Annotated in this window: 24 protein-coding genes; 17 read left to right on the plus strand and 7 right to left on the minus strand. The window is 73.7% G+C overall.

Annotated features, from left to right (window positions below):
* Window positions 1–230 precede the first annotated feature (230 nt).
* Genes ACTSKS_RS10185 through ACTSKS_RS10205 form a run of 5 tightly spaced genes read left to right on the plus strand, consistent with a single transcriptional unit; the run spans window position 231 to window position 4,007 of the window.
* A complete protein-coding gene (locus ACTSKS_RS10185; protein WP_020621742.1) occupies window positions 231–401 on the plus strand; it encodes a hypothetical protein in 171 nt (56 codons plus the stop codon).
* Window positions 402–414: 13 nt separating this feature from the next.
* Window positions 415–1,161: a hypothetical protein gene (locus ACTSKS_RS10190; protein WP_231866290.1), complete on the plus strand. Its 747-nt coding sequence runs from the start codon at window positions 415–417 to the stop codon at window positions 1,159–1,161.
* Window positions 1,158–2,213: a hypothetical protein gene (locus ACTSKS_RS10195; protein WP_044659299.1), complete on the plus strand. Its 1,056-nt coding sequence runs from the start codon at window positions 1,158–1,160 to the stop codon at window positions 2,211–2,213. The genes ACTSKS_RS10190 and ACTSKS_RS10195 overlap by 4 nt, the downstream gene beginning before the upstream one ends.
* Window positions 2,210–2,896, plus strand: coding sequence for an ABC transporter ATP-binding protein (locus ACTSKS_RS10200; protein ID WP_020621739.1), 687 nt, complete (start codon window positions 2,210–2,212; stop codon window positions 2,894–2,896). Before ACTSKS_RS10195 ends, ACTSKS_RS10200 begins: the two co-directional genes overlap by 4 nt.
* 16 nt (window positions 2,897–2,912) lie before the next feature.
* Window positions 2,913–4,007: a permease gene (locus ACTSKS_RS10205; RefSeq protein ID WP_044659298.1), complete on the plus strand. Its 1,095-nt coding sequence runs from the start codon at window positions 2,913–2,915 to the stop codon at window positions 4,005–4,007.
* 91 nt (window positions 4,008–4,098) lie between these two features.
* On the opposite strand, the gene ACTSKS_RS10210 is transcribed toward ACTSKS_RS10205, so the two are convergent.
* Window positions 4,099–5,196, minus strand: coding sequence for a hypothetical protein (locus ACTSKS_RS10210; RefSeq protein WP_044659297.1), 1,098 nt, complete (start codon window positions 5,194–5,196; stop codon window positions 4,099–4,101).
* 213 nt (window positions 5,197–5,409) lie between these two features.
* Between ACTSKS_RS10210 and ACTSKS_RS10215 the strand changes: the two genes are divergently transcribed.
* Window positions 5,410–6,924, plus strand: a complete 1,515-nt coding sequence (locus tag ACTSKS_RS10215) for a SulP family inorganic anion transporter (protein WP_439883906.1) — start codon at window positions 5,410–5,412, stop codon at window positions 6,922–6,924.
* A gap of 10 nt (window positions 6,925–6,934) precedes the next feature.
* Here the strand turns inward: ACTSKS_RS10215 and ACTSKS_RS10220 are convergent, their stop codons facing one another.
* Window positions 6,935–7,348: a VOC family protein gene (locus ACTSKS_RS10220; protein WP_020621736.1), complete on the minus strand. Its 414-nt coding sequence runs from the start codon at window positions 7,346–7,348 to the stop codon at window positions 6,935–6,937.
* 143 nt (window positions 7,349–7,491) lie between these two features.
* Between ACTSKS_RS10220 and ACTSKS_RS10225 the strand changes: the two genes are divergently transcribed.
* The 4 genes from ACTSKS_RS10225 (at window position 7,492) to ACTSKS_RS10240 (ending at window position 11,093) form a co-directional block, all read left to right on the plus strand.
* Complete coding sequence (locus tag ACTSKS_RS10225; protein WP_439883907.1) at window positions 7,492–8,445, plus strand: lysostaphin resistance A-like protein; 954 nt, start codon at window positions 7,492–7,494, stop codon at window positions 8,443–8,445.
* Window position 8,446: 1 nt separating this feature from the next.
* Window positions 8,447–9,859: an MATE family efflux transporter gene (locus ACTSKS_RS10230; RefSeq protein ID WP_435035836.1), complete on the plus strand. Its 1,413-nt coding sequence runs from the start codon at window positions 8,447–8,449 to the stop codon at window positions 9,857–9,859.
* Between the two features lie 60 nt (window positions 9,860–9,919).
* On the plus strand, window positions 9,920–10,501 hold the full coding sequence (locus ACTSKS_RS10235) for a hypothetical protein (protein ID WP_036334843.1): 582 nt from the start codon (window positions 9,920–9,922) through the stop codon (window positions 10,499–10,501).
* Window positions 10,502–10,691: 190 nt separating this feature from the next.
* The gene (locus ACTSKS_RS10240; RefSeq protein WP_020621732.1) at window positions 10,692–11,093 is read left to right on the plus strand and encodes a hypothetical protein; all 402 of its coding nucleotides are present in this window, start codon (window positions 10,692–10,694) and stop codon (window positions 11,091–11,093) included.
* A gap of 10 nt (window positions 11,094–11,103) precedes the next feature.
* Here the strand turns inward: ACTSKS_RS10240 and ACTSKS_RS10245 are convergent, their stop codons facing one another.
* Both ACTSKS_RS10245 and ACTSKS_RS10250 read right to left on the minus strand, forming a co-directional pair.
* Window positions 11,104–12,087: an L-lactate dehydrogenase gene (locus tag ACTSKS_RS10245; protein ID WP_442927526.1), complete on the minus strand. Its 984-nt coding sequence runs from the start codon at window positions 12,085–12,087 to the stop codon at window positions 11,104–11,106.
* Between the two features lie 97 nt (window positions 12,088–12,184).
* Complete coding sequence (locus ACTSKS_RS10250; RefSeq protein WP_442927527.1) at window positions 12,185–12,949, minus strand: CGNR zinc finger domain-containing protein; 765 nt, start codon at window positions 12,947–12,949, stop codon at window positions 12,185–12,187.
* A 167-nt stretch (window positions 12,950–13,116) separates the two neighbouring features.
* On the opposite strand from ACTSKS_RS10250, the gene ACTSKS_RS10255 reads away from it, so the two are divergent.
* Window positions 13,117–14,772 (plus strand): thiamine pyrophosphate-dependent enzyme, encoded by a 1,656-nt coding sequence (locus ACTSKS_RS10255; RefSeq protein ID WP_442927528.1) that lies wholly within the window; start codon window positions 13,117–13,119, stop codon window positions 14,770–14,772.
* Window positions 14,773–14,809: 37 nt separating this feature from the next.
* Here ACTSKS_RS10255 and ACTSKS_RS10260 read toward each other — a convergent pair whose 3' ends face one another.
* On the minus strand, window positions 14,810–15,370 hold the full coding sequence (locus ACTSKS_RS10260) for a GNAT family N-acetyltransferase (RefSeq protein ID WP_442927529.1): 561 nt from the start codon (window positions 15,368–15,370) through the stop codon (window positions 14,810–14,812).
* 265 nt (window positions 15,371–15,635) lie between these two features.
* Here ACTSKS_RS10260 and ACTSKS_RS10265 point away from each other — a divergent pair, with 265 nt between their 5' ends.
* From ACTSKS_RS10265 to adhP, 4 genes are all read left to right on the plus strand, one after another.
* On the plus strand, window positions 15,636–16,067 hold the full coding sequence (locus ACTSKS_RS10265) for a DUF779 domain-containing protein (protein ID WP_442927530.1): 432 nt from the start codon (window positions 15,636–15,638) through the stop codon (window positions 16,065–16,067).
* Window positions 16,064–17,491, plus strand: a complete 1,428-nt coding sequence (locus tag ACTSKS_RS10270; protein ID WP_442927531.1) for a GAF domain-containing protein — start codon at window positions 16,064–16,066, stop codon at window positions 17,489–17,491. Before ACTSKS_RS10265 ends, ACTSKS_RS10270 begins: the two co-directional genes overlap by 4 nt.
* A gap of 122 nt (window positions 17,492–17,613) precedes the next feature.
* A complete protein-coding gene (exaC, locus tag ACTSKS_RS10275) occupies window positions 17,614–19,137 on the plus strand; it encodes an acetaldehyde dehydrogenase ExaC (protein WP_063189312.1) in 1,524 nt (507 codons plus the stop codon).
* A gap of 52 nt (window positions 19,138–19,189) precedes the next feature.
* Window positions 19,190–20,221, plus strand: a complete 1,032-nt coding sequence (gene adhP, locus ACTSKS_RS10280; RefSeq protein WP_144824547.1) for an alcohol dehydrogenase AdhP — start codon at window positions 19,190–19,192, stop codon at window positions 20,219–20,221.
* A gap of 155 nt (window positions 20,222–20,376) precedes the next feature.
* On the opposite strand, the gene ACTSKS_RS10285 is transcribed toward adhP, so the two are convergent.
* The gene (locus tag ACTSKS_RS10285; protein ID WP_442927532.1) at window positions 20,377–21,279 is read right to left on the minus strand and encodes an alpha/beta hydrolase family protein; all 903 of its coding nucleotides are present in this window, start codon (window positions 21,277–21,279) and stop codon (window positions 20,377–20,379) included.
* Between the two features lie 48 nt (window positions 21,280–21,327).
* Between ACTSKS_RS10285 and ACTSKS_RS10290 the strand changes: the two genes are divergently transcribed.
* Both ACTSKS_RS10290 and ACTSKS_RS10295 read left to right on the plus strand, forming a co-directional pair.
* The gene (locus tag ACTSKS_RS10290; protein WP_036316750.1) at window positions 21,328–21,768 is read left to right on the plus strand and encodes a hotdog fold thioesterase; all 441 of its coding nucleotides are present in this window, start codon (window positions 21,328–21,330) and stop codon (window positions 21,766–21,768) included.
* Window positions 21,765–22,082 (plus strand): putative quinol monooxygenase, encoded by a 318-nt coding sequence (locus ACTSKS_RS10295; protein WP_095347676.1) that lies wholly within the window; start codon window positions 21,765–21,767, stop codon window positions 22,080–22,082. The genes ACTSKS_RS10290 and ACTSKS_RS10295 overlap by 4 nt, the downstream gene beginning before the upstream one ends.
* 149 nt (window positions 22,083–22,231) lie before the next feature.
* On the opposite strand, the gene ACTSKS_RS10300 is transcribed toward ACTSKS_RS10295, so the two are convergent.
* Window positions 22,232–22,789 carry an SRPBCC family protein gene (locus tag ACTSKS_RS10300; RefSeq protein ID WP_069942043.1) on the minus strand — a complete coding sequence of 186 codons (558 nt, stop codon included), beginning with the start codon at window positions 22,787–22,789 and terminating at the stop codon, window positions 22,232–22,234.
* Window positions 22,790–22,889 lie beyond the last annotated feature (100 nt).

Here is a 22,889-nt window from a genome sequence, read left to right on the forward strand (position 1 = left end):
GGGCGCGCGGCGGTGACGGGAGTATCGAAACCCGATCGTCGGGCCACCCCTGCCGGTGTGGCCGCGCTCATTCGTCCCCTGAGATTGCGCATCCGTCACGCGCAGGACCCTCTTGACTCCCTGGTGGGGCACGTCTGTGGACCGACCGAGAATTCTCTGGACACAGGGTGAGCACCTTCATAGAGTGCGACGTAGATCACGACTGAGCGTGAACCATAAGGAGGAGCGACATGGGTATGAAGCAGCGGATTTCTAAGGTCGGTGCCGGCGTGGCCGTCGCTGGACCGTTGGCCGTCTCCGGTGCGGTGCCAGCGCAGGCGCTGACGGACTCCGGTCGGCAGGACTGCAGCGCAGGACTCCTCCTGTCGGGCACCTACGGCTACTGCTACTACCCGTACTGACTCGCCGGCACCGATGACTTCATTACGCATTCCTGCGACGGCCGCCCTGGTGGCGGCCGTCGCCCTGACCCTCACCGGTTGCGTCGGTCGGGAGTCTGCGGGCCTCGGCGGTTCATCCACGGTCGCCGCTCCCCCCACCGCGACGGCCGAGAAGACCTGGGACGCCTCGCAGTGGGTTCCCACCGAGAGGATCGAACCCCTCCTGACGACGGAGGCGGAGAAGGAGCGCGCCTACCGTGAGCAAGTCGCGCGGCACGCTCAGGGGGCGGGAATGCCCGCGCCGCCTCAGGTGGAGCGCTCCGGGTGGTACGCCACGTCCCTCGAGTCGGACCGCATGGTGTCCACATGCCTGGCCGAGGCCGGGTGGCCGAACTCGGTCGGTCCGACCGGGGGAATTCAGATCGACACCCCACCTGAGTCCCAGAGGTCTGCTTTCGAGGCGGCCTACGTGACCTGCTACGCACAGCACCCGGTGGATCCGAGCTACACCCAGGACTGGACCGATCCGCAGCTCCGCCTCGTCTATGACTACTGGGACCAATACCTCATCCCGTGTCTCGAGGCCTACGGCTACACGGTCGACACCTCCGCGCGCCCCTCCAAAGAGGCATTCGTCTCCGCGTTCTACACTCCAGGCCGCCACCAGTGGTGGCCCTTCGAGGACAGCATGAGGGGCGTGTCGGCAGAACGCCAGGCCGAGGTCGCGCAGACATGCCCGGAGCTTCCGCCGCAGGATGTCTTCTGGGGGTCATCCGGATGAATCGCCCCGCCCGCTGGGCCGCCCTCGTCCTTGCGCTCGTGGCCGTCGCCGCGCTCGCCTTCTGGGCCGGCCGGGTCACGCTCACCCCTCCGGCTCAGGCCGAGCAGCGTCCGGCCGCGAGCGCCCTCGTCACCGTCGCCGAGCAGGAGCTCGGCCGCGTCATCACCCTCGGCGTCTCCGTGTCGCGCGAGCAGACGCCGGCGGCGGTGAACGCGCTGACCGGCGTCGTCACCCGGGCCGGAGAGTCCGGCGAGGTGGCTGCCGGGGAGGTGCTGTACGCCGTCGCCCAGAAGCCCGTGCTCGTCCTCCAGGGCGAGCTTCCCCAGTGGCGCCCTCTCGGGGAGGGCACTTCCGGCGACGACGTCGCCGCGTTCCAGCGCATGCTTGCCGCCACCGGCGCGAAGGCGGAGGCCACCGGCACGTGGGACGAGGCCACCGCGGACGCCTGGGACGACTGGCTCACCGAACGCGGCTACCCCGCCGCGGACACCGTGGAGCTCGGCCAGCTCGTGGTCCTCGACGCCCTCCCCGCGCCCCTCAGCGTGGACGCGAAGACCACCGCCGTCGGCACCACCCTCGCCGGCGGCGAGAACGTGGTGGCCCGCCCCGGCGACCAACCGGACTTCGCCCTCGAGGTCAACCAGGAGCAGGCCGCCCTCATCCCGGCCGGCACCCAGGTCACCGTGCCCCACGGCGAACACGAATGGAAGGCCGTCGCCGGCGAGTCCACCTCCGACGAGCAGGGCCTGATCCGCATCACCCTCACCGCCCCGGACGGCGGCGTGGTCTGCGGCGAGGACTGCGACACCCTGCCCGCCGACGCCACCACCTCCCTGCTCTCCCAGGTCAGCGTGGTCCCGCCCGTCTCCGGGCCCGTGGTCCCCGTGTCCGCCCTGCGCACCCAGCCAGACGGCGCCGCGACGGTCACGGTGGTCCGGGACGGCGCCGCGGAGGACCGCACCGTCACCGTCCTCGGCTCCGCCGACGGCCTCGCCGTCGTGGACGGCGTGGACGCCGGCGAGCAGGTGCGCGTGCTGAACGGCACCCGATGACGGGGCCCGCCACCCCGGGCACGCCCGCCGCCCCCGTCGTCCCCGCCGCCCTCGCCGTCGAGGACCTGCGCTTCGCCTACACCCGCGCCGCCGAGGAGCTGTTCGACGGCCTCACCCACGCGTTCACGCCGGGCGCCGTCACCGCCCTCACCGGACCCTCCGGGCGCGGCAAGTCCACCCTCCTGTACGTGCTCGGGCTCATGCTCACGCCCACCTCCGGAGTGGTGCGCCTCGGCGACGTCGACGCCTCCACCCGCCCGGACCGGGAGCGCTCCCGCCTGCGCGCCACCTCCGTGGGATTCGTGTTCCAGGACTCGGAGCTGGACCCGTCCCGCCCCATCCTGGACTCCGTGGTGGAGCCCGGCCTCTACGCCGGGTTGGAGCGCCAGACGCTCGAGGACCGGGCACGGGCGCTGCTCGAGCGCTTCGGCCTCGCCCACCGCGCCGACCACCGGCCCGGGCAGGTCTCCGGCGGGCAGGCGCAGCGGGTGGCCGTGTGCCGCGCCCTCGTGAACGCGCCCGTCGTCGTCCTCGCGGACGAGCCCACGGGCAACCTCGACCCGGACAACGCCGGCCTCGTCATGGACGCCCTCGCCGATGCCGCCGCCGAGGGGCGCACCGTGGTGGTCGCCACCCACGACCCCGCCGTCGTCGCCCGCGCCGACGAGGTGGTGCGGCTGTGAACCGGGAGGACCGCCCATGAACCTGCGCACCCTGCTGCGTGAAGCCGTCACCGCCGCACGCACCTCTCCCGTGCCCTCCGCCCTCGTGCTGCTCGTGGTGGCCGCCATGTGCTTCGCCGCCGTGGCCACCGTGGGCAGGCAGGCCGCCACCGAGGCGGCCGTCGCCGCAGAGCTCTCCGGCCCCGGCGCCCGCGTGCTCACCGTCACCGACACCGGCGGCACCGGTTTCCTCACCGGCGCCACCGCGGCCACCCTCGCCGGACTCGACACCGCCGAGGCCGCCCTCGCCCGGGACTCGCCCATGGACGCCGTGAACACCGGGATCGGCCGGGGCGGCGCCCGCGTGGCCGTGACGAACGTGGTCGGCACCCTGGACCGTGGCATCGAGCTGACCCGCGGCCGCCTGCCCGCCCCCGGCGAGGTGGTGGTCCCCGAGGCCAAGCTCGCCGAGCTCGGCCTCGCCCAGCCCTCCGGAGCGATCGAGGCCACGGACGGCCGCCAGTGGGCCGTCGTCGGGGCGTTCCAGGCCCAGGACCCCTTCCAGGACCTCGACGGCTACGCCCTCACCGTCCCCGCCGCCCCGGACGCCCTCGTGATGCAGCAGGTCCGCGTCCTCGCCGCCGACACCGCCGGCACCCGCGCCATGCAGGAGGCCGCGCTCGCCGTGATCGACCCCGACCCGCGCTCCTCGCAGGTGCAGCCCGCGCGGGCGCTGGCCGCCGGCAACGAGACGATCACCGGGGAGCTGGCCGGGCTCGGCCGGTCCCTGCTGCTGCTCATCCTCGGGGCGGGCGCCTTCTTCGTGGCGATCGTGGTGCTCGCCGACGTGCTCATCCGTCGCCGTGACCTCGGCCGCCGCCGCACCCTGGGCATCGGCCGCGCGGACCTCGTGCTGCTCGTGGCGGCCCGCACCGCCGCCCCGGCGATGCTCGGGGCGGCGGTGGGCGCGGGGGCCGGCCACGGCCTGGTCCTGGCCCAGGGGAGCGCTCTGGGATCGGCCTTCGTGGTGGGCGCGGCCGTGCTGGCCGTGCTCACCGCCGTGGTGGCCAGCCTGCTCCCGGCGGCCTTCGCGGCCTTCCGGGACCCGGTGCGGGTGATGCGCACCGCCTGACCCCTTCCGCCCGCCGGCCGCGTTCTCGCCCGCCTCGATTCCCGCGCGTCGCCCGCCGCGCGTCGGCCGCCGCAGTGCGCGTGCCGCCGGATCAGAAGGTGTAGGGCACGCGCTCCCAGGTCAGCAGCGGCTGCTGGGCGTTCTTGCCCTTGCCCGCGGAGTTCGGCGCCACGGTGAAGCGGGTCCACTCGTTCGAGGTGGCGTCGCCCTCCACGGTCACGCGCTGCAGGTTGGCCACCGGGGCCACACCGTACACGTCCAGCCACGGGGAGCCGGCGGCGAGGGGTGCGTCGGCGGTGTAGCGGTGGGAGTCGCCGTTGATCAGGTACACCGGCTTGCCGAACTCGCGGGAGAGGTCGGCGATCAACCGCACGGTCTTGGTGAACGCCTGCGACGCCGCCGCGTCCTCCGGCGAGATCACGCCGCCCTCGGCCAGGCGTGGCTCGAACATGTCGGCCTGGAGCATCAGCACCACGCCGCGGGCGTTGGTGCGCTCGGCGTCGGTGAAGAGGTCGCGGATCAGGGCGTGGTTGGCGGCGTCGCGGTGGGCCACCTCGGCGCGCTGTTCCGGGGTCTGCTCCGTCAGGCCGAGGCCGGACCACGGCAGCGTCGAGTTCTGCGAGCCCTGCACGTTCACCACGCCGAACTCCACGCGCTGCTCGCGCCAGCGGGCGTTCTCCGGCAGGCCGATCTCGTCCTGGGCATCGAGGCGCATGGAGGTGTCGCCGAGGGTGCGGTCGGCGTGCGGGTAGAAGACGTCGCGGAAGGTGTCCAAGCGCTCGAGCGGGTCGTAGGAGCCGTTGTTCTTCCGGTGGCAGTCGGTCCAATCGTTGTCTCCGGGGGTGAGCACGAGCGGCAGTGCCAGGCGGTCGAACTCGCCGCGGATCATCCAGAAGTACGCGTCGGAGCACTCGGCGGAGCCGGCCTTGATGTCGCCGACGTGTGCAAGGAACTCGAGCTCCCCGGCCTGCGCGGACAGCTCGTCGATCATGTCCGGGAAGCGCTCCACCTGGGCTTGGCCGTAGGGGACGTCTCCGATTACGCCGAACTCGAAGGCGTGCTTCGAGGACGACGACGGCGCTCCGGTGGACGCGGCCGGTGCGGCCTGGGCCGGGGCGGCGGTGAGGGCGGTCAGGCTCGCGGCGGCGGCGGCGAGCAGGGCGAGGGCGCGGGACGATGACGGGCGCATGGTGGCTCCTGGGGGACGGTGGCCTGGCCTGGGGAGGCCAGCCGGGGCGGTGCGCCGGCGAGCGCCGGCGCGGTCACCCTAGGAGGGGGCGGTAGCTGCCGACCCGCTCGCCGGTGACGGCCAGGGGAGGGGCGGGTGACGACGTCGTGAACGCGGCCACACCCGCCGCCGCCCGCACCTGTTGCGTCCGGGGCCGCCGCTACCCTCGAGGGCATGCCCGCATTCGCCGCCGTCCCGATGTCGTCGCCCGCCACGCCCCGCGAGCGGCAGTCGGTGCTGCGCACCCTGCGCACCCCGCGATGGCTGGGCACGGAGGTGCTGGCCGCCGTCGTGGTGGCGCTCGCGCTGATCCCGGAGGCCATCGCGTTCTCGATCATCGCGGGCGTGGATCCGCGCGTCGGGCTGTTCGCGTCCTTCACCATGGCGGTGACCACGGCGATCGTGGGCGGCCGGCCCGCCATGATCTCCGCGGCCACGGGGGCGGTGGCGCTGGTCGTCGCACCGCTGTCCCACGCGTACGGGGTGGGGCACCTGCTTGCCGCGATCATCCTCGGCGGCGTCATCCAGATCCTGCTCGGCGTGTTCGGTGTGGCCCGGCTCATGCGGTTCGTCCCGCGGTCGGTGATGGTGGGGTTCGTCAACGCGCTGGCCATCCTCGTGTTCACCTCGCAGCTGCCCGAGCTGATCGGCGTCCCGTGGCTCGTGTACCCGCTCACGGCGCTCGCCCTGGTGATCGTGGTGCTGCTGCCGCGGCTCACCACGGCGGTGCCGGCGACCCTGGTGGCCGTGGTCGTGGTCACCTCCCTGGTGATGGCCGCCGGTCTGACCGTGCCGCGCGTGGGGGACCGGGGCGCGCTGCCGGACGCGTTGCCCGTGCTCGGCCTGCCGGACGTCCCGCTGACGTGGGAGACGCTGTGGCTGATCCTGCCGTTCAGCATCGGCATGGCGTTCGTGGGGTTGCTCGAGTCCCTGCTCACCGCGAAGCTGGTGGACGACATCACGGACACCCGCTCGGACAAGACGCGCGAGTCCTGGGGGCAGGGTGTCGCGAACGTGGTCTCCGGGTTGTTCGGCGGGATGGGCGGCTGTGCAGTGGTGGGGCAGACCATGATGAACGTCAAGGCGAACGGCGCCCGCACCCGGATCTCCACGTTCCTCGCGGGCGTGTTCCTGCTGGTGCTCGTGGTGGCCCTCGGCGAGTTCGTGGCGCAGATCCCCATGGCCGCGCTCGTGGGCGTGATGATGTTCGTGGCCGCCGCCACCTTCGATTGGCATTCGGTGCGCCCCGCCACCCTGCGCGCGATGCCGCGCTCGGAGACCGCCGTCATGGTCGTGACCGTGGCGGCCACGGTGCTCACTCACAACCTCGCGATCGGCGTGGGTGTGGGCGTGCTCGCTGCGCTGGTGCTCTTCGCTCAGCGCGTCTCGCGTCTGGTCACGGTGGTCCGCGAGGTCCACGACGACGGCGACGCCGTCACGTATCGCGTGCACGGCGCCCTGTTCTTCGCGTCCTCGAACGACCTCTACTCGCAGTTCGAGTACGCCCTCGACCCGCCGCGCGTCGTGATCGACATGAGTGCCGCGCACGTGTGGGACGCCTCCACTGTGGCCGCGCTCGACTCGGTGCTGACCAAGTACGCCCGGCACGGGATCCACGCCGAGGTGACGGGGCTGAACGAGGCCTCCGCGGCGATGCACGCGCGCCTCACCGGGCGACTCGGCGCCTGAGCCGGCGGGCTCAGGCGGTGACGAACTCCCACTGGTGCCCGTCCGGGTCGACGATCTCGCGGGAGTGCATGCCGGAGTCGGCCATCTCCTCGCGCAGGTCCTCGGGCAGGGGCACCTCGGCGGCGCCGAGCTCGATCGCCCGGTCCGCCAGGGCGTCCACCGCCGCGGCGTCGCCGACGGTCAGCGCCATGAGGGCGGAGTTGGTGGTGAGGCAGTCGGCGATCTCACGGTTGCCGATGAAGTCGGTGTAGTAGCCGGGGCTGAGGTACATCGCGTACGTCGACTCGGTGAGCTCGATGCACACCGAGTGCTCGTCCGAGTAGTCGTCCATCGCGGTGGCGCCCAGGGTCGTCCAGAACTCACGGATCCGCTCGGTGTCCGTCGTCGGGAGGTTGATGAACACCGGCTGGGAGAACAAGGCCATGGGGAGCACCGTAGACGAGGCGTTCGGCCCACCGCCACCGCGCGCGTGTCGCGGGCGCGCGGGCGTGGCGTGGGCCACGGAGCCGCCCCCGACGACGGCGCCCGCGGCCTGGCGCGTCCGCCCCCGTTGGTAGCGTGGCCGCCATGAGCGTTCCTCCCTCCGGCCCGCCGGCCGGTCCGCCCGCCGGCTGGCCGCCGTCGGGCCGGCCGTCCGCCCGCCGCGCCGCCGTCGCCCCGAGCCTGGATGGGCACCCCGGCGCCCCCGGTGGCGCCCCCGCCGGCTGGCCCGGCCGCCGGCCCGCGGCCCGCCCCGCGCCGGACTGGACCCCGGGTCGGTTCCACTGGGGCGACGCCGTCGTGGTGCTCGTGTACGTGGCGCTCATGGTGCTCGGGCTGGGGCTGTGGCTGGCGGTGTCGCTCGGCCTGGTCCCCGGTGACCTCGAGGCGTTCGACCTGGTCCGCGACGGGTTCACGGTGAACATCGTCAGCTACGCGATCCTCGTGGTGCTCGTGCTGGCCGTGGCCTGGCGACCCCTCGTGACGTCGCTGCGGGTGTTCCGCACGGGCACGTGGTGGAAGCTGTTGCTGCTGCCCGCCACGTGGCTGGCGTGCATCGTCGTGAACGTGATCGTGCTGAGCCTCATCGGGGAGGCGCAGACCAGCGCCAACCAGGCCGCGCTCGAGGAGATGACCACGCAGGCCCCGCCCGTGCTCATGATCCTCATGGCCGTGGTGGCCGCCCCGCTCGTGGAGGAGTACCTGTTCCGCCACCTGCTGATCGGCAAGCTCTCCCGCTGGATCAACGTGTGGGTGTGCGCCGTGGTCTCCGTGCTCGCGTTCACACTCCTGCACTTCCTCGGCACCGGCGGCGACTTCCGGCTCGTGGAGACCGTCCCGTACCTGACCCTCGCGGTGGCGATCACGGTGTCCTACATCCTGATGGGCCGCTCGTTCGGGTACGCGGTGCTGCTGCACATGGTGAACAACGGCATCGCCATCGCGATGCTCTACCTCGTGGCCCCCCTGCTGCCGGACACGCTGCCCGGCCCCACTGCCCCGACCACGGCGCTGGCCCCGCTGCTGGCCCTGCTGGGCTGAGATGGCAGGACCCTCCGGCTCGACGGCGGCGCCCGCCCCGCAGGACGCGCGCGCCCTCACGCGGCGCATCCTCGCGCTCGCGGTCCCCGCGTTCGGCGCGCTCATCGCGGAGCCGCTGTTCCTGCTGGCCGACACCGCGATCATCGGGCACCTGGGCACGGCCCAGCTGGCCGGCGTCGGGATCGGCACCACCATCCTGCACACGCTCACCGGCCTCATGATCTTCCTGGCCTACGCCACCACCCCGGCGGTGGCCCGGCTGATCGGGGCGGGGAACCCGGCCGCCGCGATGGACCGCGGCCGCGACGGCATCTGGCTGGGCCTGCTGCTCGGCGCGGTGCTGGCCGTCCTCGGCTGGCTCGCGGCCCCCGCGCTGACGGCGGCCCTCGGCGCGACGGGCGAGGTGCAGGCCCACGCCGTCGCCTACCTGCGCTGGTCCATGCCGGGGCTGCCGGCCCTGCTGGCCGTGCTCGCGGCCACCGGGGTGCTCCGCGGCCTCCAGGACACCGTGACGCCGCTCGTGGTGGCGGGTGTGGGCTTCGGCGCGAACATCGGGCTGAACGTGGCCCTGGTGTACGGGCTGGGCTGGGGCGTGGCCGGCTCGGCCGTCGGCACGTCCGTGGTGCAGTGGGCGATGCTCGTGACGTACCTGTTCGTGCTGGCCCCGCGCTTCCGCCGCTCGGGCACGGCGTGGGCGCCCCGCGCGTCGGGCATGCGGGCCACCGCCCAGGTGGGCTCGTGGCTGCTGCTGCGCACCGCGAGCCTGCGCGCGGCCATCCTCATCACCGTCATGGCCGCCGCCGGCGCGGGCGACCTCACCCTCGCCGCGCACCAGCTCGTCTTCACGCTGTTCTCCACGCTGGCGTTCGCCCTCGACGCCCTCGCGATCGCCGCGCAGGCCCTGATCGGCGCCGAGCTCGGGGCCGCCCGGCCCGACGCCGCCCGTCGCCTCACCCGGACGATGGTGCGCTGGGGGCTGGGCTTCGGCGTCGTGACCGGGGCCGTGCTGGCCCTGGCGGCACCGGTGCTGCCGGGGCTGTTCACCACGGACCCGACCGTGCAGGCCGCCGCCACCGTGGGCCTGTGGGTGCTGGCCGCCGGGCAGCCGGTGGCCGGGTACGTGTTCGTGCTGGACGGCGTGCTGATCGGCGCCGGCGACGCCCGCTACCTCGCCCTCGCCGGCCTCGTGAACCTCGTGGTCTACGCGCCGGCGCTCTGGGTGCTCGCGCAGCTCGCCACGGGCGGATTCGGCTGGACCGCGGCCTGGCCCGGACCGAACGCCGCCGTGCCCGACGCCGGCGTGCAGCTGGGCCTGCTCTGGCTCGGCTTCGCAGGGGTCTACATGGGGATGCGGGCGCTCACCCTCGGCTGGCGGGCCCGGCGCGACGACTGGATGCGGCTCGGCGTCGTGTGAGCGCGTCCGGGCGGTGACGCGCGGGCCGGGCCGCGGCCGCACTGCTCCTAGACTGGGGCGGTGGCTACCGTGCAGACCCCCCTCGAGATCTCGTCCGTGGTGTTCAAGCCGATCCTGATCCGCGCCGTGGTGGCGCTGGCGTTCGGCCTGACCACCGTGTTCGTCGCCGAGCCGGGCCTGACGTGGATGAAGGTCATGTTCGCGCTGTATCTGGCATTTTCCGGCTCGGCGATGTGGGAGTACCTGCGCCGCGACCCGGTGCCCGTGGCCATGCGCTCCCCGCTGTCCCTGGCGGCGGCCGCGTGGATGCTCGGCGTGATCGTGCTGCTGTTCCTGGGGTCCCCGGCCGCGGTGGGCGTGGCGGCCGGCGCCGCCCTCGTGCTCGGCGGCGTCGCCGAGCTCGTGGCGTGGGCCCGCCACCGCCGCGCGTTCATCCCCGCGCGGGACCAGCTGTGGACCGGTCTCGTGGGCCTGCTCTCCGGGGGCGGCGTGGTCGTGGCGGCCCTGCAGGGCTTCGGCCCGCACGCCCTGCTCGGCATCGCCGGCGGCGGGGCGATCCTGATCGGGGTGCTCCTGATGGTCTCCGGGCTCGGCTTCCACCACGAGGTGCGCCGGGACCGGGGCACGGCCAGGGGCCTCTGAACCGGGTCGACGTCGCCGTCCTGACCCGCGGGGCGGACGTTCGCCGGGGGAGGACCTCGGGGCCCCGAGGGGCCACCCGCCGGCCGGACGCGTAGACTGGCTCCGGTCCGCCGCGCCCCGAAGGCCTCAGCCCCGAGCGCCTGTGCGGGCCGTGTCGCCCCAGCCGCCCCCAGCCGTCAGGAGTCCCGCCGTGAGCGCACCGTCCCCCCGCCCGTCCGCCGATCGCGCCGGATCCGGCCGCCCGGCACGCGGCGGTCTGCGCACCACGGTCAAGGGCCCGCTCGTCTTCTCCGCCGTGCTCGGCCTGATCGGCGGGGTGATCGCCGGCATCACGGCCTCCGGCGGCACCCAGAATCCACTGCGCGTCGACATCGCGCTGATCGCCTTCGGCGTCTTCTTCATGACCTCGCTCGTGGTGGTGGCCATGCTGCAGCTCGCCGCGCGCGAGAACCCGGACCACCTCTCCCAGGGCTCCGGCGTGAACCGCTCCTCCGAGGAGATGTTCCGCAAGGCCGCCGCCGAGCGCCGCGCCCAGGCCGCCGCCGAGCGCCGCGAGCAGGGCGGCACCGGAGGCGACGCCCCGCGCGCCTGAGGCCGGCGCCTCAGAACCCGAGGCTGCGTGCCTCCCGCCGCAGCGCGTCCGCCGAGGCGTGCAGCGCCCGCATCTCCGTGGCGTCCAGCTCGGTCTGGATCACGCGGGTCACGCCGCCGCGCCCCACCACGGACGGCAGGGACAGGGCGACGTCCGAGAGCCCGTGGACGCCGTCGAGCACGGTGGAGACCGGCAGAATGGCGTGCTGGTCGCGCAGGATCGCCTCGAGCAGGCGGGTCGTGGCCACGCCGACCGCGTACGTGGTGGCGCCCTTGCCCTGGATCACCTCGTACGCGGCGTGCACCACGGTGTCCGCCACCTCGTCCAGGTCGGCGCGGGCGAACAGCGGGTCGGCCGGCGTCGGCCACTCCAGGATGGGCGTCGGGCCGATGCGCGCCGAGCTCCACGCGGGGAACTCCGAGTCCCCGTGCTCGCCGAGGATGGCCGCGTGCACCGACGACGCGTGGACCTGCGCCCGCGACGCCAGCAGCCACCGCAGGCGGGACGTGTCCAGGAGGGTGCCCGAGCCGATCACCCGGCCGGCAGGCAGACCGGTGAGGCGCTGGGCCACCAGCGTGAGGACGTCCACGGGATTGGTGACGAGCACGATCAGCGCGTCCGGCGCGTGCGCCTGCACCTGGGGCAGCAGGCCGCGCAGGATCTCCACGTTGTGCGCGCCGAGGTCGAGGCGGGTCTGCCCCGGCTTCTGCTTGGCGCCGGCCGTGATCACCACGACCTCGCAGCCGGCCAGGACGTCCGGGTCCGCGCCGCCGCTCATCGCGGACGCGGAGGTGAACGGGGTGCCGTGGGCCAGGTCGAGGACCTCGGCGCGGACCTTGGGCTCGTCGATGTCGTAGAGGGCGACCTCGCGGGCGACGCCGCGGATCAGCGCCGCGTAGCAGATCGCCGTGCCGACGCCGCCGGCCCCCACGACGCCGACCTTGCGGTGGGCGGGTCCGAGGGGCGCGGGGGCGGCGGGGGTGTGCTCGCTCATGCCTCGCAGGCTAGAGGTGTCCGGTCGGCCGACGGAACCACGAGGCCGCCCCGTCCCCCGATGTTCAGCGCCGGGTCACCTGGCGGGCAGGGCCGGGTCAGTCCTTCTTCTTGTCCGACTTCTTCTTGCCGGCCTTCTTCTCCGCCTTCTTGCGGGCCTTCTTCTTCGCCTTCCTGCGCTCCTTCTTCTCCTTCTTGGTCTCCTGGCGGGGCTCGTCGGCGGGGGCCGCGGAGTCCACGACGGCCTCCGGCGCCTCCGCCTCATCCGGCCCGGCCGGATCCGTCGCGGGCGTGGCCTCCGCCGCCTCGGCCAGGCGTGCCCGGTAGGAGCGCACGTGGGTGCGGTTGGCGCAGTTGGCCTCGTCGCAGAACCGCTTGGACCGGTTCCGGCTGGCGTCCACGAGCGCGTTCTCGCAGTCCTCGCCCTCGCACACGCGCAGGCGGGTCAGCTCGCCGTCCATCGCGGTCTCCGCCAGCGCGAGGGCGGCCATCGCGGCCAGCCGCTCCACCGCGTCGGCGGGGACCTGCGCCGGGGCCAGCCCGACGACGTCGCCCCCGGCCGTCAGCCGCAGCGGGCCGGCCGCGGCGAGGAGGGCGTTCACGCGCTCCACGGCGGCAGCCTCGTCCCCGGCGGCGAGGGCCCAGACCTCGGCCAGACGGCCGCGGAGCTCGCGGCCGCGCACGGCCGCGGCGGCGGCCAGGCGGAGGCGGACCTCGTCCTCCTGGAGCTCAGGGACGAGGGAGGGCAGCTGCGTGGCGGCGGTGAACCGCTCGTCGGCCGGCTGACCGCCCCGCAGGCCGGGGGCGGTGTTCAGGAACGCGGCCAGGGAGGCGAGGCGGGAGAGCGTCGGCGCGGAGAGCATGGGGAAAGCGTACGGCGGGCCCGCCCTCCCGTCACCGGCTTCACGCCGCGTATCGGGTCGCCTCCGGCGCCGTCCCGTCCAGTAGCCTGACCCCCACGGACCCCGTCTGCGCGGCGGGGTGCACCCACGGGGCCGGAGGGGCCCCCGAACCAGCACAGGAGACCTCCATGTCCCAGACCTCCCAGGCGACCGGTCGCCTCTCCGCCGGGCACGTCATCGTCAAGACCCTCGAGTCCCACGGCGTGAAGCGCGTCTACTCCGTGCCGGGCGAGTCCTACCTGGACGTCCTGGACGGCCTGCACGACTCGGGCATCGAGAACGTGGTGTGCCGCCACGAGGGCGGCGCCACGTACATGGCCGAGGCCGACGGCAAGATGAACGTGGTCCCCGGCGTCGCCATGGTGACGCGCGGCCCGGGCGCCGCGAACGCCCACGTCGGCCTGCACACCGCGTGGCAGGACTCGACGGCGCTCGTGCTGTTCGTCGGCCTGATCCCGTTCGAGCACCGCGACCGCGAGGCCTTCCAGGAGTTCGACCCGCACGCCTGGTTCGGCACCGGTGCGAAGCGCGTGATGGTCCTGGACCACCCGGAGCGCGCCTCCGAGATCGTGGCCGAGGCCATGTTCGCCGCGAGCTCGGGCCGGCCCGGGCCCGTCGTCGTCGGCCTGCCGGAGGACGTGATCCGTGAGGAGATCGACGCGCACCTGCACCCGCAGATCCCCGTGGCCCCGGGCGGCATGACCGTGGAGGACTGGAAGTCCCTGCACGCCGCGCTCAAGGAGTCCCGCAAGCCGCTGTTCATCACCGGTGGCAACGACTGGACGGACGAGGGTGCGCAGACCCTGACGACGTGGCTGGAGGAGCACAAGATCCCCGCCGCCGCCGAGTGGCGCACCGAGGGCACCGTGCCGTTCTCCTCGCCGTCCTACGTGGGCCCGATCGGCTACGGTCGCCCGAAGCCGACCTACGACATGCTCGAGGAGACCGACCTCATCGTGTTCGTCGGCACCGTGCCGGGCGACGTCGTGACCAACGGCTTCACCATCCGCCAGAACTGGGACAAGAAGAACTTCCTGGTCACCATCGACCCGTCCCTGCGCGGCCGCTCCGGCCCCGTGTCCCACCAGATCGTGGCCAAGCCGGACGTGTTCATCCGCGACCTCGTCCGCATGGAGCTCGAGGTCAAGCCGGAGTGGGAGGAGTGGACCTCCCGCATGCGCGGCGAGCAGGAGAAGTTCGCGGCCCTGCCCCCGGCCGAGCCGTCCGAGGGTCAGGCGAAGATGGCCACCCTCATGGCCAACCTGGTGCCGAAGCTGCCGAAGGACTCGATGATCTCCCTCGGCGCGGGCGAGCACACCAACTGGGCGCACCGGTACTTCCCGACCGAGGGCTACCGCGCCATGATCTCGGCCCGCAACGGCTCCATGGGCTACTCGGTGCCGGGCGCCGTGGCCGCGTCCCTGAACTTCCCGGACCGCACCGTGGTGACCATCGCCGGCGACGGCGAGTTCCTCATGAACGGTCAGGAGCTGGCGACCGCCGCGCAGTACGGCGCGAAGCCCCTCGTGATCGTCATGGACAACCAGGAGTACGGCACCATCCGCACCCATCAGGAGCGCGAGTACCCCGAGCGCGTCTCCGGCACCCAGCTGAAGAACCCCGACTTCGCCGCCATGGCCCAGGCGTTCGGCGGCTTCGGGGTGCGCGTGGAGCGGGACGCGGACGTGCCGGCGGCCGTGGACGCGGCGCTCAAGGCGGTCCAGGAGGAGGGCCGGTTCGCGCTCATCCACCTGATCGTGGAGCAGCGCGTCAAGGCCTACTGAGGCCGGCGGCGCGGCGCGGTCCGCGCCGTCCCTCCGCTCAGGCCGCCGTCGTGGGGACGTCGAAGCGCAGCGTCGGTTCGGGGAAGGGGGCACCGTCGAGGTCTGCTTCGACCCGGTCCCGCAGCACGCCCCCGCACGCGCGGATCGTGGCCACGGAGGGGGCGTTCGTCTCGTCGCACGTGAGCAGGGCGGTGGGTACCCCGCGGGCGGCCAGCAGCGTCAGCGCGCCGCGCAGCAGGCGCACGGCGTGCCCCCGCCGCCGGAACGCGGGGCGCACCGCGTAGCCCACGTGCCCGTTGACGTGCCGCAGCGCCTCGTTCAGCTCCCACCGCACGGACACCCGGCCCACCAGATGGCCCGCCTCGTCCACGCCCACGTAGAAGGAGGCGGGCACGCGGCCGGGTTCGACGTCGCCGCGCGCCTCGGCGGCGAACGCGCGGCGGATCGCGGGGAAGGAGCGGGTGCCGGCCATCAGGAAGTCGAACCCCTCCCGATGCAGCTCGGCGTCCGCCTCGCGCGCCGCGATCTCGTCCGCGGCGCGCAGCGGGCGCAGCAGGAGGCCGTCCACGGTGACGGTGGGGCTGGGGTCCGGGAGCATGTGCCGAGTGTACGAGGGGGACGCCGGGCGTGGCCGCGTGAGCCGCCCGCCGCCCCAGCCCTCGTGCTTTCCCCACCTCCGCGCCACCCCCGCGCCGTGAGCCAGACGTTTCGGTCGTGATCAGCCCCTGATTGCAGCCGAAACGTCTGGCTCGCGGCACAGCCCCCGGGCCGCCGCGCCCCCCACGACACGAGCAGGGGTGACGTGGATCACGTTCGAGGCTAGGGTGTGGGGACCGACGATCGCCCATCCCCAGGAGGTCGCGATGACCGTGCCGTCCTCGTCGGCGGAGCATGCGCTCGACGCTCGCCCCGAGCTGCCGGGCGAAACCGTGTCCCGCGTCGCCATGACGCCCGCGGCGCTCGAGCTGATCCGCCGACTCCTCCCGATCCACGGCCCGCTCATGTTCCACCAGTCCGGCGGCTGCTGCGACGGCTCCGCGCCCATGTGCTATCCCTCCGGCGACTTCACGACCGGCGCCGCCGACGTCCTGCTGGGCACCTTCGCGCTGCCGGCCGAGGGGGACCAGGCCGCCGTGGAGATCCCGTTCTGGATGTCCGCCGCCCAGTTCGAGTACTGGAAGCACACCCACCTCACCCTGGACGTGGTGGACGGGCGCGGCTCCGGCTTCTCCGTCGAGGCGCCCGAGGGCAAGCGGTTCCTGATCCGTTCGCGGTTGATGGCAGGCTCGGGATGAGCTCGACCCTCGCCACCGGCGCCTACCGACGCGCCGTGGACCGGGCCCACGAGTCCCTCGCCGCGGTCCGCCTGTCGCTCGCGCCGTCGTCGTCCACCGCTCCGGCCGGCGCGGACCAGGGCCTGCGCGCGGCCCTCCAGGGGCTGCGGCGGGAGGTCCGCGAGTCCTGGCTGCGCTCCCTCGGCGCCCTCACCCCCGTGGTGCCCGGCCAGACCGACCCGGCCACCCTCTCCGACGACGACCTCGCCGCCGCCCGCCGAGACCAGCGCCTCGCCGTGGCCCTGCCGGTGGTCCGACGCATGCTCATCCACCCCGCGGCCGAGGCCGGGATGCTCGCCGCGATCGGCAACGCGCGCGGCCACCTGCTGTGGGTCGAGGGCGACCGGACCGCGGTGCGCCACGCCGAGACCATGGGCTTCGTGGCGGGCGCCGACTGGTCCGAGGCGTCCATGGGCACCTCCGCCCCCGGCATCGTCCTCGCGACCGGCGCCCCCACGCAGGTCAGCCGTGGCGAGCACCTGAGCCCGCGCGTGCACCCGTGGAGCTGTTCGGCCGTCCCGCTCACGGACCCGGCCACCGGACGGCTCGTCGGGGTCCTGGACCTCACGGGCGGCGAGGATGCCGTCAGCCACCTCGCCCTGCCGCTGCTCCAGGCCACCGTGGACGCCGTGCATGCCGCCTGGCGGGATCTGCCCGCCCCGTCCCGGGGCCGTCCCCGCGGCACCGTCCCGACGCTGGGCCCCTCGGCTCCGCCGTCCGCCTCGCCGGAGCCGAGCCCCGCCGCTGCGCCGCACCGCCACGACGCCGCCGCGGGCCTGCTGCGCGTCACCGGCCACCTGCCGCCCACGCTGGACGGGGTCGAGCTCACCGGCCGGCACGCCGAGATCCTCACCCTCCTCGCGTGGCACGGCCCGGGCCTGACCGGCGCCGAGCTCGAGGTCGCGCTGTACCCGGAGGAGACGGCCGGTCCCCGGCCCGCGCCGGGCGCCGCCCCCGCCCGCGCCATCTCGCTGCGCGCCGAGGTGCACCGTCTCCGCCGGGCGCTGCAGGACGTGGGGGCGCCGGTGGCACTGCTGTCCCGGCCGTACCGGCTCGTGGGGGAGGTGCACGCGGACCTGCTGTGCGCGCGGGAGGCGCTGCGCGCCGGGGATCTGGACCGTGCGCTGCACGCGGCGGCCGGGCCGGTGCTGCCGCGGTCAACGTCCCCCGGTGTCGCCTCGATCCGCGCGGAGCTGGGGGAGGCGCTGCGCGAGGCCGTCGCCCAGGACGCGGATGTCGACCAGCTCTGGGCCTACCTGGGCCGCCCCGAGGCCCGCGACGACGTCGAGCTCTGGGGCGCCGCCCTGCGTCTGCTGCCGACGGACTCGCCGCGGCGCGCGCTCGCCGTGGCCACGCTCGAGCGGATCGAGCGGGACCTGGCCTGACCCGGCCCGCCCCTCACCCCCGCCCGGCTGCAACCTTCGTGCAACCTCCTTGTGACTAGGGTCACAGCCACGGCAGGGCGTCACCCGGCGCCGAGGCAACCGCAGGCAAAGGAGCCAGCACCATGACCGTCTACGCATTCCCGGGCACCGAGGGGGCCAAGGTCGAGTTCAAGCCCCGCTACGAGCACTTCATCGGCGGCGAGTGGACACCCCCGGTCAAGGGCCAGTACTTCGAGAACGTCACGCCCGTGACGGGCAAGGTGTTCTGCGAGGTCGCCCGCGGCACGGCCGAGGACATCGACGCCGCCCTCGACGCCGCCTGGAAGGCCGCCCCGGCCTGGGGTGCCACCTCGCCGGCCGAGCGGGCGCTCGTGCTGCACCGCATCGCGGACCGCATGGAGGAGAACCTCGAGATGCTGGCGGTCGCGGAGACGTGGGACAACGGCAAGGCCGTCCGGGAGACCCTCAACGCGGACGTCCCGCTGGCCATCGACCACTTCCGGTACTTCGCCGGCGCGATCCGCGCGCAGGAGGGCGGCCTGTCCCAGGTGGACGAGGACACCGTCGCCTACCACTTCCACGAGCCGCTCGGCGTGGTCGGCCAGATCATCCCCTGGAACTTCCCGCTGCTGATGGGGGTGTGGAAGCTGGCGCCCGCGCTGGCCGCGGGCAACGCCGTCGTGATCAAGCCCGCCGAGCAGACCCCGGCCTCGATCATGGTGTTCGTCGAGCTGATCGCGGACCTGCTGCCGCCCGGCGTCGTCAACGTGGTCAACGGCTTCGGCCTCGAGGCCGGCAAGCCGCTCGCGCAGTCGCCGCGCATCCGCAAGATCGCGTTCACGGGCGAGACGACGACGGGCCGGCTGATCATGCAGTACGCCTCGGAGAACATCATCCCGGTGACCCTGGAGCTGGGCGGCAAGTCGCCCAACGTGTTCTTCGAGGACGTCATGGCGAACGACGACGCCTACTGGGACAAGGCACAGGAGGGCTTCACCCTGTTCGCGCTGAACCAGGGCGAGGTCTGCACGTGCCCGTCGCGTGCGCTTGTGCAGGAGTCGATCGCGGAGAAGTTCCTCGACGCCGTCGTGGAGCGGACCTCGCGCATCGTCACCGGCAACCCCCTCGACACGGACGTGATGATGGGCGCCCAGGCCTCCAACGACCAGCTCGAGAAGATCACGTCCTACCTGGACATCGGCCGTCAGGAGGGCGCCGAGGTGCTCATCGGCGGCGCTCGCGCCGAGATGGAGGGCGAGCTGGCCGGCGGCTACTACGTGCAGCCCACGATCTTCCGCGGGGACAACTCGATGCGCATCTTCCAGGAGGAGATCTTCGGGCCGGTGGTCTCGACGACCACGTTCACCGACTTCGACGACGCCATGCGGATCGCCAACGACACGCTCTACGGTCTCGGCGCCGGCGTGTGGTCCCGGAACGGCAACACCGCCTACCGCGCGGGCCGGGCGATCCAGGCCGGCCGCGTGTGGGTGAACAACTACCACGCCTACCCGGCCCACGCCGCGTTCGGTGGGTACAAGTCCTCCGGCATCGGCCGTGAGAACCACCTGATGATGCTCGACCACTACCAGCAGACCAAGAACCTGCTCGTCTCCTACTCCGAGGACAAGCTCGGGTTCTTCTGAGCCGACGCCGGCACTGCACGCCCCCTCCCCACTCCACGAAAGGTGATCCCCCATGACCACGATGAAGGCAGCCGTCGTCACCCAGTTCGGCACAGAGGCCGACGTCACGGAGGTCGAGCGCCCGACGCCCGGCCAGCACCAAGCGCTCGTGAAGCTCATCTCCTCGGGCGTCTGCCACACGGACCTGCACGCGATGGAGGGCGACTGGCCGGTGAAGCCGACCCCGCCGTTCATCCCGGGCCACGAGGGCGTGGGCATCGTCGAGGAGGTCGGACCCGACGTCGAGAACCTCAAGGTCGGGGACATGGTCGGCAACGCGTGGCTGTGGGGCGCGTGCGGCCACTGCCAGTACTGCCACACCGGGTGGGAGACCCTGTGCGAGGAGCAGATCAACGGCGGCTACTCCATGAACGGATCCTTCGGCGAGTACATGCTCGTGGACGCCCGCTACGCGCCCCTGATCCCCGAGGGCGCGGACCCGATGGAGGTCGGCCCGATCCTGTGCGCCGGCGTCACGGTGTACAAGGGGCTGAAGCAGACCGAGGTGCGGCCCGGGCAGTGGGTCGTGATCTCCGGCATCGGCGGCCTGGGGCACATCGCGGTGCAGTACGCCGTGGCGATGGGCATGCGCGTGGTGGCCGTGGACGTCGCGGACGACAAGCTGGCGCTCGCCTCCCGGCACGGCGCGGAGCTGACCGTGAACGCGAACGTCGCGGACCCCTCCGTGGAGATCCAGGAGAAGATCGGCGGCGCCCACGGCGTGCTCGTCACGGCCGTGCACCCGCAGGCGTTCGGCCAGGCCATCGCGATGACCCGCCGCGGCGGCACCATCGTGTTCAACGGCCTGCCCCCGGGCGACTTCCCCGCGCCGATCTTCGACATCGTCCTCAAGGGCCTGACCATCCGCGGCTCGATCGTGGGCACCCGGCAGGACATGGTCGAGGCACTCGAGTTCTACGCGGCCGGGAAGATCCACCCGACGTTCCACACCCGCCCGCTCACCGAGATCAACGACGTGTTCGACGAGATGCGCCACGGCAAGATCGAGGGCCGCGTCGTCATCGACTACGCGATGCAGGACTGACGTGTCGCCTGGGCGTCGGCTGGGCGCGGGGTAGTATCGACACATCACGCGCACCAGTGCGACGGCGGTCGTCCCACCCGGAGATCCGGGCCGGGGCGGCCGCCGTCGTCGTCGCGGGGACGGGACGGGCCGCAGCCATTTCCGGTGCGCGAGCCTCAGCGGGCCGCGGCCGGGGCGACGCCGTCGCGCAGCCACTCCAGCGTGGCCGGCCAGAAGGTCGGCGCGAACCGAGCGTGGAACAGTCCGAAGTGCCCGATCTCCGCGACACCGAGCTCCTCCGGTCGCACCCGCCAGCGCACCGTCCGTCGGCCCGGCGAGTAGGCGTCCGCGCGGTCGAGGGCGGCGTCGGTGCCGAAGTCGTCGTCGACAGGCGCCACGATCAGCGCGTCCGCCGTGAACGCGGCCAGACGACGGCGCAGCTCGTCCCGGCCGGCGCCGGTGCGGGCGCTCGCGGTGAAGTCGCGGCGGCTGCGCGCCCAGTCCAGGGCGACCCCGCGCGGCAGGTCCTCGAGCCAGCCGAGCCGCCGCCCCGGGAAGTGCCCGCGGGCCAGCGTGACCACCGGCATCGCCACGTGCCACCGCGCCCACATCCGCGCCCTCCCCGGCCGCGCCCGGTAGTCCCGCCAGTAGGCGTGCTGACCGCCCACGGCCATGTGCCGGGCCACATGACGCGCCTCGTCCGCGAGCCCGATGCCGAACCCGCCGAAGCTGTGGCCCACCGTCAGGAGGGGGCCGGGCAGGCGCGTCCGGGCCCAGCCGAGCACGGCGTCCGCGTCGAGGGCGCCCCAGTCCGCCCACCGCGCCCGCCGCGCCACGGCGAACGGCTCGCGGGACTCCCCGACACCCCGGTAGTCGAACGTGACCGCGTGGAACCCGTGGCCGGCGAGGAACTCGGCGTAGCGCCGGTAGTACGTGGCCTTCACCCCGGTCGCGGGGGCGATCACCACCGCGCCGGCGGGCCGGGCCTGGGGCGCCGTCGTGGGGGCGAAGTGGCGGGCCGCGAGCACGAAGCCGTCGCGGGCGCGGAGGCGCGCGGGGGTGGAGGTGGTCTGCGTCACGCCGCCACCCTAGGCGCGGGGCGGCGCGACCTGCGACACAATGGGCCCATGACTGAGACCCCCCAGAGCTCGTCCGGCCAGAGCCGGGACGAGATCCTCGCCCGCCTCGAGGAGATCTACGCGAACGACCCCGCGGTGCGCGAGCACGGCGTCACCCTCGGCGAGGTGGCCGAGGGCCGCGTGGTGCTGCACCGCGACGTCACCGCGGACATGGTGAACTCCCACGAGATCTGCCACGGCGGCTTCCTGTTCCACCTCGCGGACTCGGCGCTGGCGTACTGCGTGGCGACCTTCGGCGCCGCCCCCGTCACCCGGCGCGCCGAGATCACCTACGTGGCGCCCGCCAGGCTCGGCGCGCACCTCGTGGCGACCGCCCGCCAGTCGGTGGAGTTCGGTCGCGACCGCATGATCGAGGTCGGCATCGAGGCGGACGGCCAGCTCGCAGCCTGGTTCACCGGCCACTCCACGAGCCCGCGGGTGCACGCGTGAGCGCCGGGCAGGGCGCGACGACGGCCGGTCCGGTCATCGAGTCGGTGGAGCTGCACGTGGCCGCGGGGGCGGAGGCGGCGTTCGAGGCCGCCGTCGCCGAGGCCGAGCCGCTGTTCCGGGACGGGGGCGCGACGTCCTTCGCACTGTCCCGGCAGGTGGAGGACCCGGCGCGCTACCGGCTGCTGATCGGCTGGCGCACGCTCGAGGACCACACCGTGGCCTTCCGCGAGTCCGACGCGTTCCTCGCGTGGCGTGCGCTCGTCACCCCGCACCTGGCGCAGCCGCCGGCCGCGACCCACTGGTCCGCCGTCTGACCCCCGCACCCCCCGTTTTCGTTCGGGAAACGGCGGTCCCCGGCGCGTTTTCGTTCGAGAAACGGCGCGAGGGCCGACCGTTTCCCGAACGAAAGTGCCCGACACGCCGCCGTTTCCCGAACGAAAGTGCGGACGGAGACGGGGTCGGTTCAGAGGTGACGGCCGGCCAACCGCGTGAGGCTCGACTGGATGCCCCTCCCGTTGTCCGCCGGCACCCGCAGCAGCTCGTACGCACGGCGCACGGCCGGCCGGGCCCACGAGTAGTCGAAGGTCTCGGTGACCTCGGTGGTGCCGTCCCCGTTGTCCCGGAACGCCCAGCGCCACCGGTGTCCGCCCGGGTGGGCCCACTCCACGAGCTCGTCCTCGTCCACGGCGGTGGCGGTCAGCGTCATCGTGTACGGCACCCCGTACTTTCGCATGGCCACGCGGAACCGGTCGCCCACGGCCAGCCGGTGCGGCCCGCTCACCTTCGGCCGCACGGTCCCGGACCCGTCCGCCTCGTGATGGCGGTGCGGGTCCGCGAGCATCGCCCACAGCTCGTGCGCCGGCGCGGCCACGGTGGCCCGGTAGGACACCTGGTGCTCGCCGGTCTCCACGCGCTCGGGCCACGCCGCCTGCGGGGCGGCCTGCGGCAGCCCGGACGACGACGGCGCGGCGGCGGACTCGGTCTCGGGGGTGGCGGACGAGGGGGTCGGCTCGGTGTTCATGCCGCCCAGTCTAGGAACCGCCGCGGACACCGGAAGTGGAGGCGACGGCACCCCCTCGGCGGGACACCACAGCACTCTTGCCGGGGGCCCGCCCCGGGCC

Source organism: Micrococcus sp. TCR-5 (assembly GCF_052220525.1).
GTDB lineage: Bacteria > Actinomycetota > Actinomycetes > Actinomycetales > Micrococcaceae > Micrococcus > Micrococcus luteus.

What these genes read in the sequence shown, in the direction of transcription:
- adhP (WP_144824547.1), top strand. Translation starts at nt 19,190, where the DNA reads ATGACCACGATGAAGGCAGCCGTCGTCACCCAGTTCGGCACAGAGGCC.
- ACTSKS_RS10220 (WP_020621736.1), bottom strand. Translation starts at nt 7,348, where the DNA reads ATGGCCTTGTTCTCCCAGCCGGTGTTCATCAACCTCCCGACGACGGAC.
- ACTSKS_RS10255 (WP_442927528.1), top strand. Translation starts at nt 13,117, where the DNA reads ATGTCCCAGACCTCCCAGGCGACCGGTCGCCTCTCCGCCGGGCACGTC.
- ACTSKS_RS10205 (WP_044659298.1), top strand. Translation starts at nt 2,913, where the DNA reads ATGAACCTGCGCACCCTGCTGCGTGAAGCCGTCACCGCCGCACGCACC.
- ACTSKS_RS10225 (WP_439883907.1), top strand. Translation starts at nt 7,492, where the DNA reads ATGAGCGTTCCTCCCTCCGGCCCGCCGGCCGGTCCGCCCGCCGGCTGG.
- ACTSKS_RS10290 (WP_036316750.1), top strand. Translation starts at nt 21,328, where the DNA reads ATGACTGAGACCCCCCAGAGCTCGTCCGGCCAGAGCCGGGACGAGATC.
- ACTSKS_RS10210 (WP_044659297.1), bottom strand. Translation starts at nt 5,196, where the DNA reads ATGCGCCCGTCATCGTCCCGCGCCCTCGCCCTGCTCGCCGCCGCCGCC.
- ACTSKS_RS10250 (WP_442927527.1), bottom strand. Translation starts at nt 12,949, where the DNA reads ATGCTCTCCGCGCCGACGCTCTCCCGCCTCGCCTCCCTGGCCGCGTTC.
- ACTSKS_RS10195 (WP_044659299.1), top strand. Translation starts at nt 1,158, where the DNA reads ATGAATCGCCCCGCCCGCTGGGCCGCCCTCGTCCTTGCGCTCGTGGCC.
- exaC (WP_063189312.1), top strand. Translation starts at nt 17,614, where the DNA reads ATGACCGTCTACGCATTCCCGGGCACCGAGGGGGCCAAGGTCGAGTTC.
- ACTSKS_RS10260 (WP_442927529.1), bottom strand. Translation starts at nt 15,370, where the DNA reads ATGCTCCCGGACCCCAGCCCCACCGTCACCGTGGACGGCCTCCTGCTG.
- ACTSKS_RS10245 (WP_442927526.1), bottom strand. Translation starts at nt 12,087, where the DNA reads ATGAGCGAGCACACCCCCGCCGCCCCCGCGCCCCTCGGACCCGCCCAC.
- ACTSKS_RS10185 (WP_020621742.1), top strand. Translation starts at nt 231, where the DNA reads ATGGGTATGAAGCAGCGGATTTCTAAGGTCGGTGCCGGCGTGGCCGTC.
- ACTSKS_RS10215 (WP_439883906.1), top strand. Translation starts at nt 5,410, where the DNA reads ATGCCCGCATTCGCCGCCGTCCCGATGTCGTCGCCCGCCACGCCCCGC.
- ACTSKS_RS10270 (WP_442927531.1), top strand. Translation starts at nt 16,064, where the DNA reads ATGAGCTCGACCCTCGCCACCGGCGCCTACCGACGCGCCGTGGACCGG.
- ACTSKS_RS10200 (WP_020621739.1), top strand. Translation starts at nt 2,210, where the DNA reads ATGACGGGGCCCGCCACCCCGGGCACGCCCGCCGCCCCCGTCGTCCCC.
- ACTSKS_RS10230 (WP_435035836.1), top strand. Translation starts at nt 8,447, where the DNA reads ATGGCAGGACCCTCCGGCTCGACGGCGGCGCCCGCCCCGCAGGACGCG.
- ACTSKS_RS10300 (WP_069942043.1), bottom strand. Translation starts at nt 22,789, where the DNA reads ATGAACACCGAGCCGACCCCCTCGTCCGCCACCCCCGAGACCGAGTCC.
- ACTSKS_RS10265 (WP_442927530.1), top strand. Translation starts at nt 15,636, where the DNA reads ATGACCGTGCCGTCCTCGTCGGCGGAGCATGCGCTCGACGCTCGCCCC.
- ACTSKS_RS10190 (WP_231866290.1), top strand. Translation starts at nt 415, where the DNA reads ATGACTTCATTACGCATTCCTGCGACGGCCGCCCTGGTGGCGGCCGTC.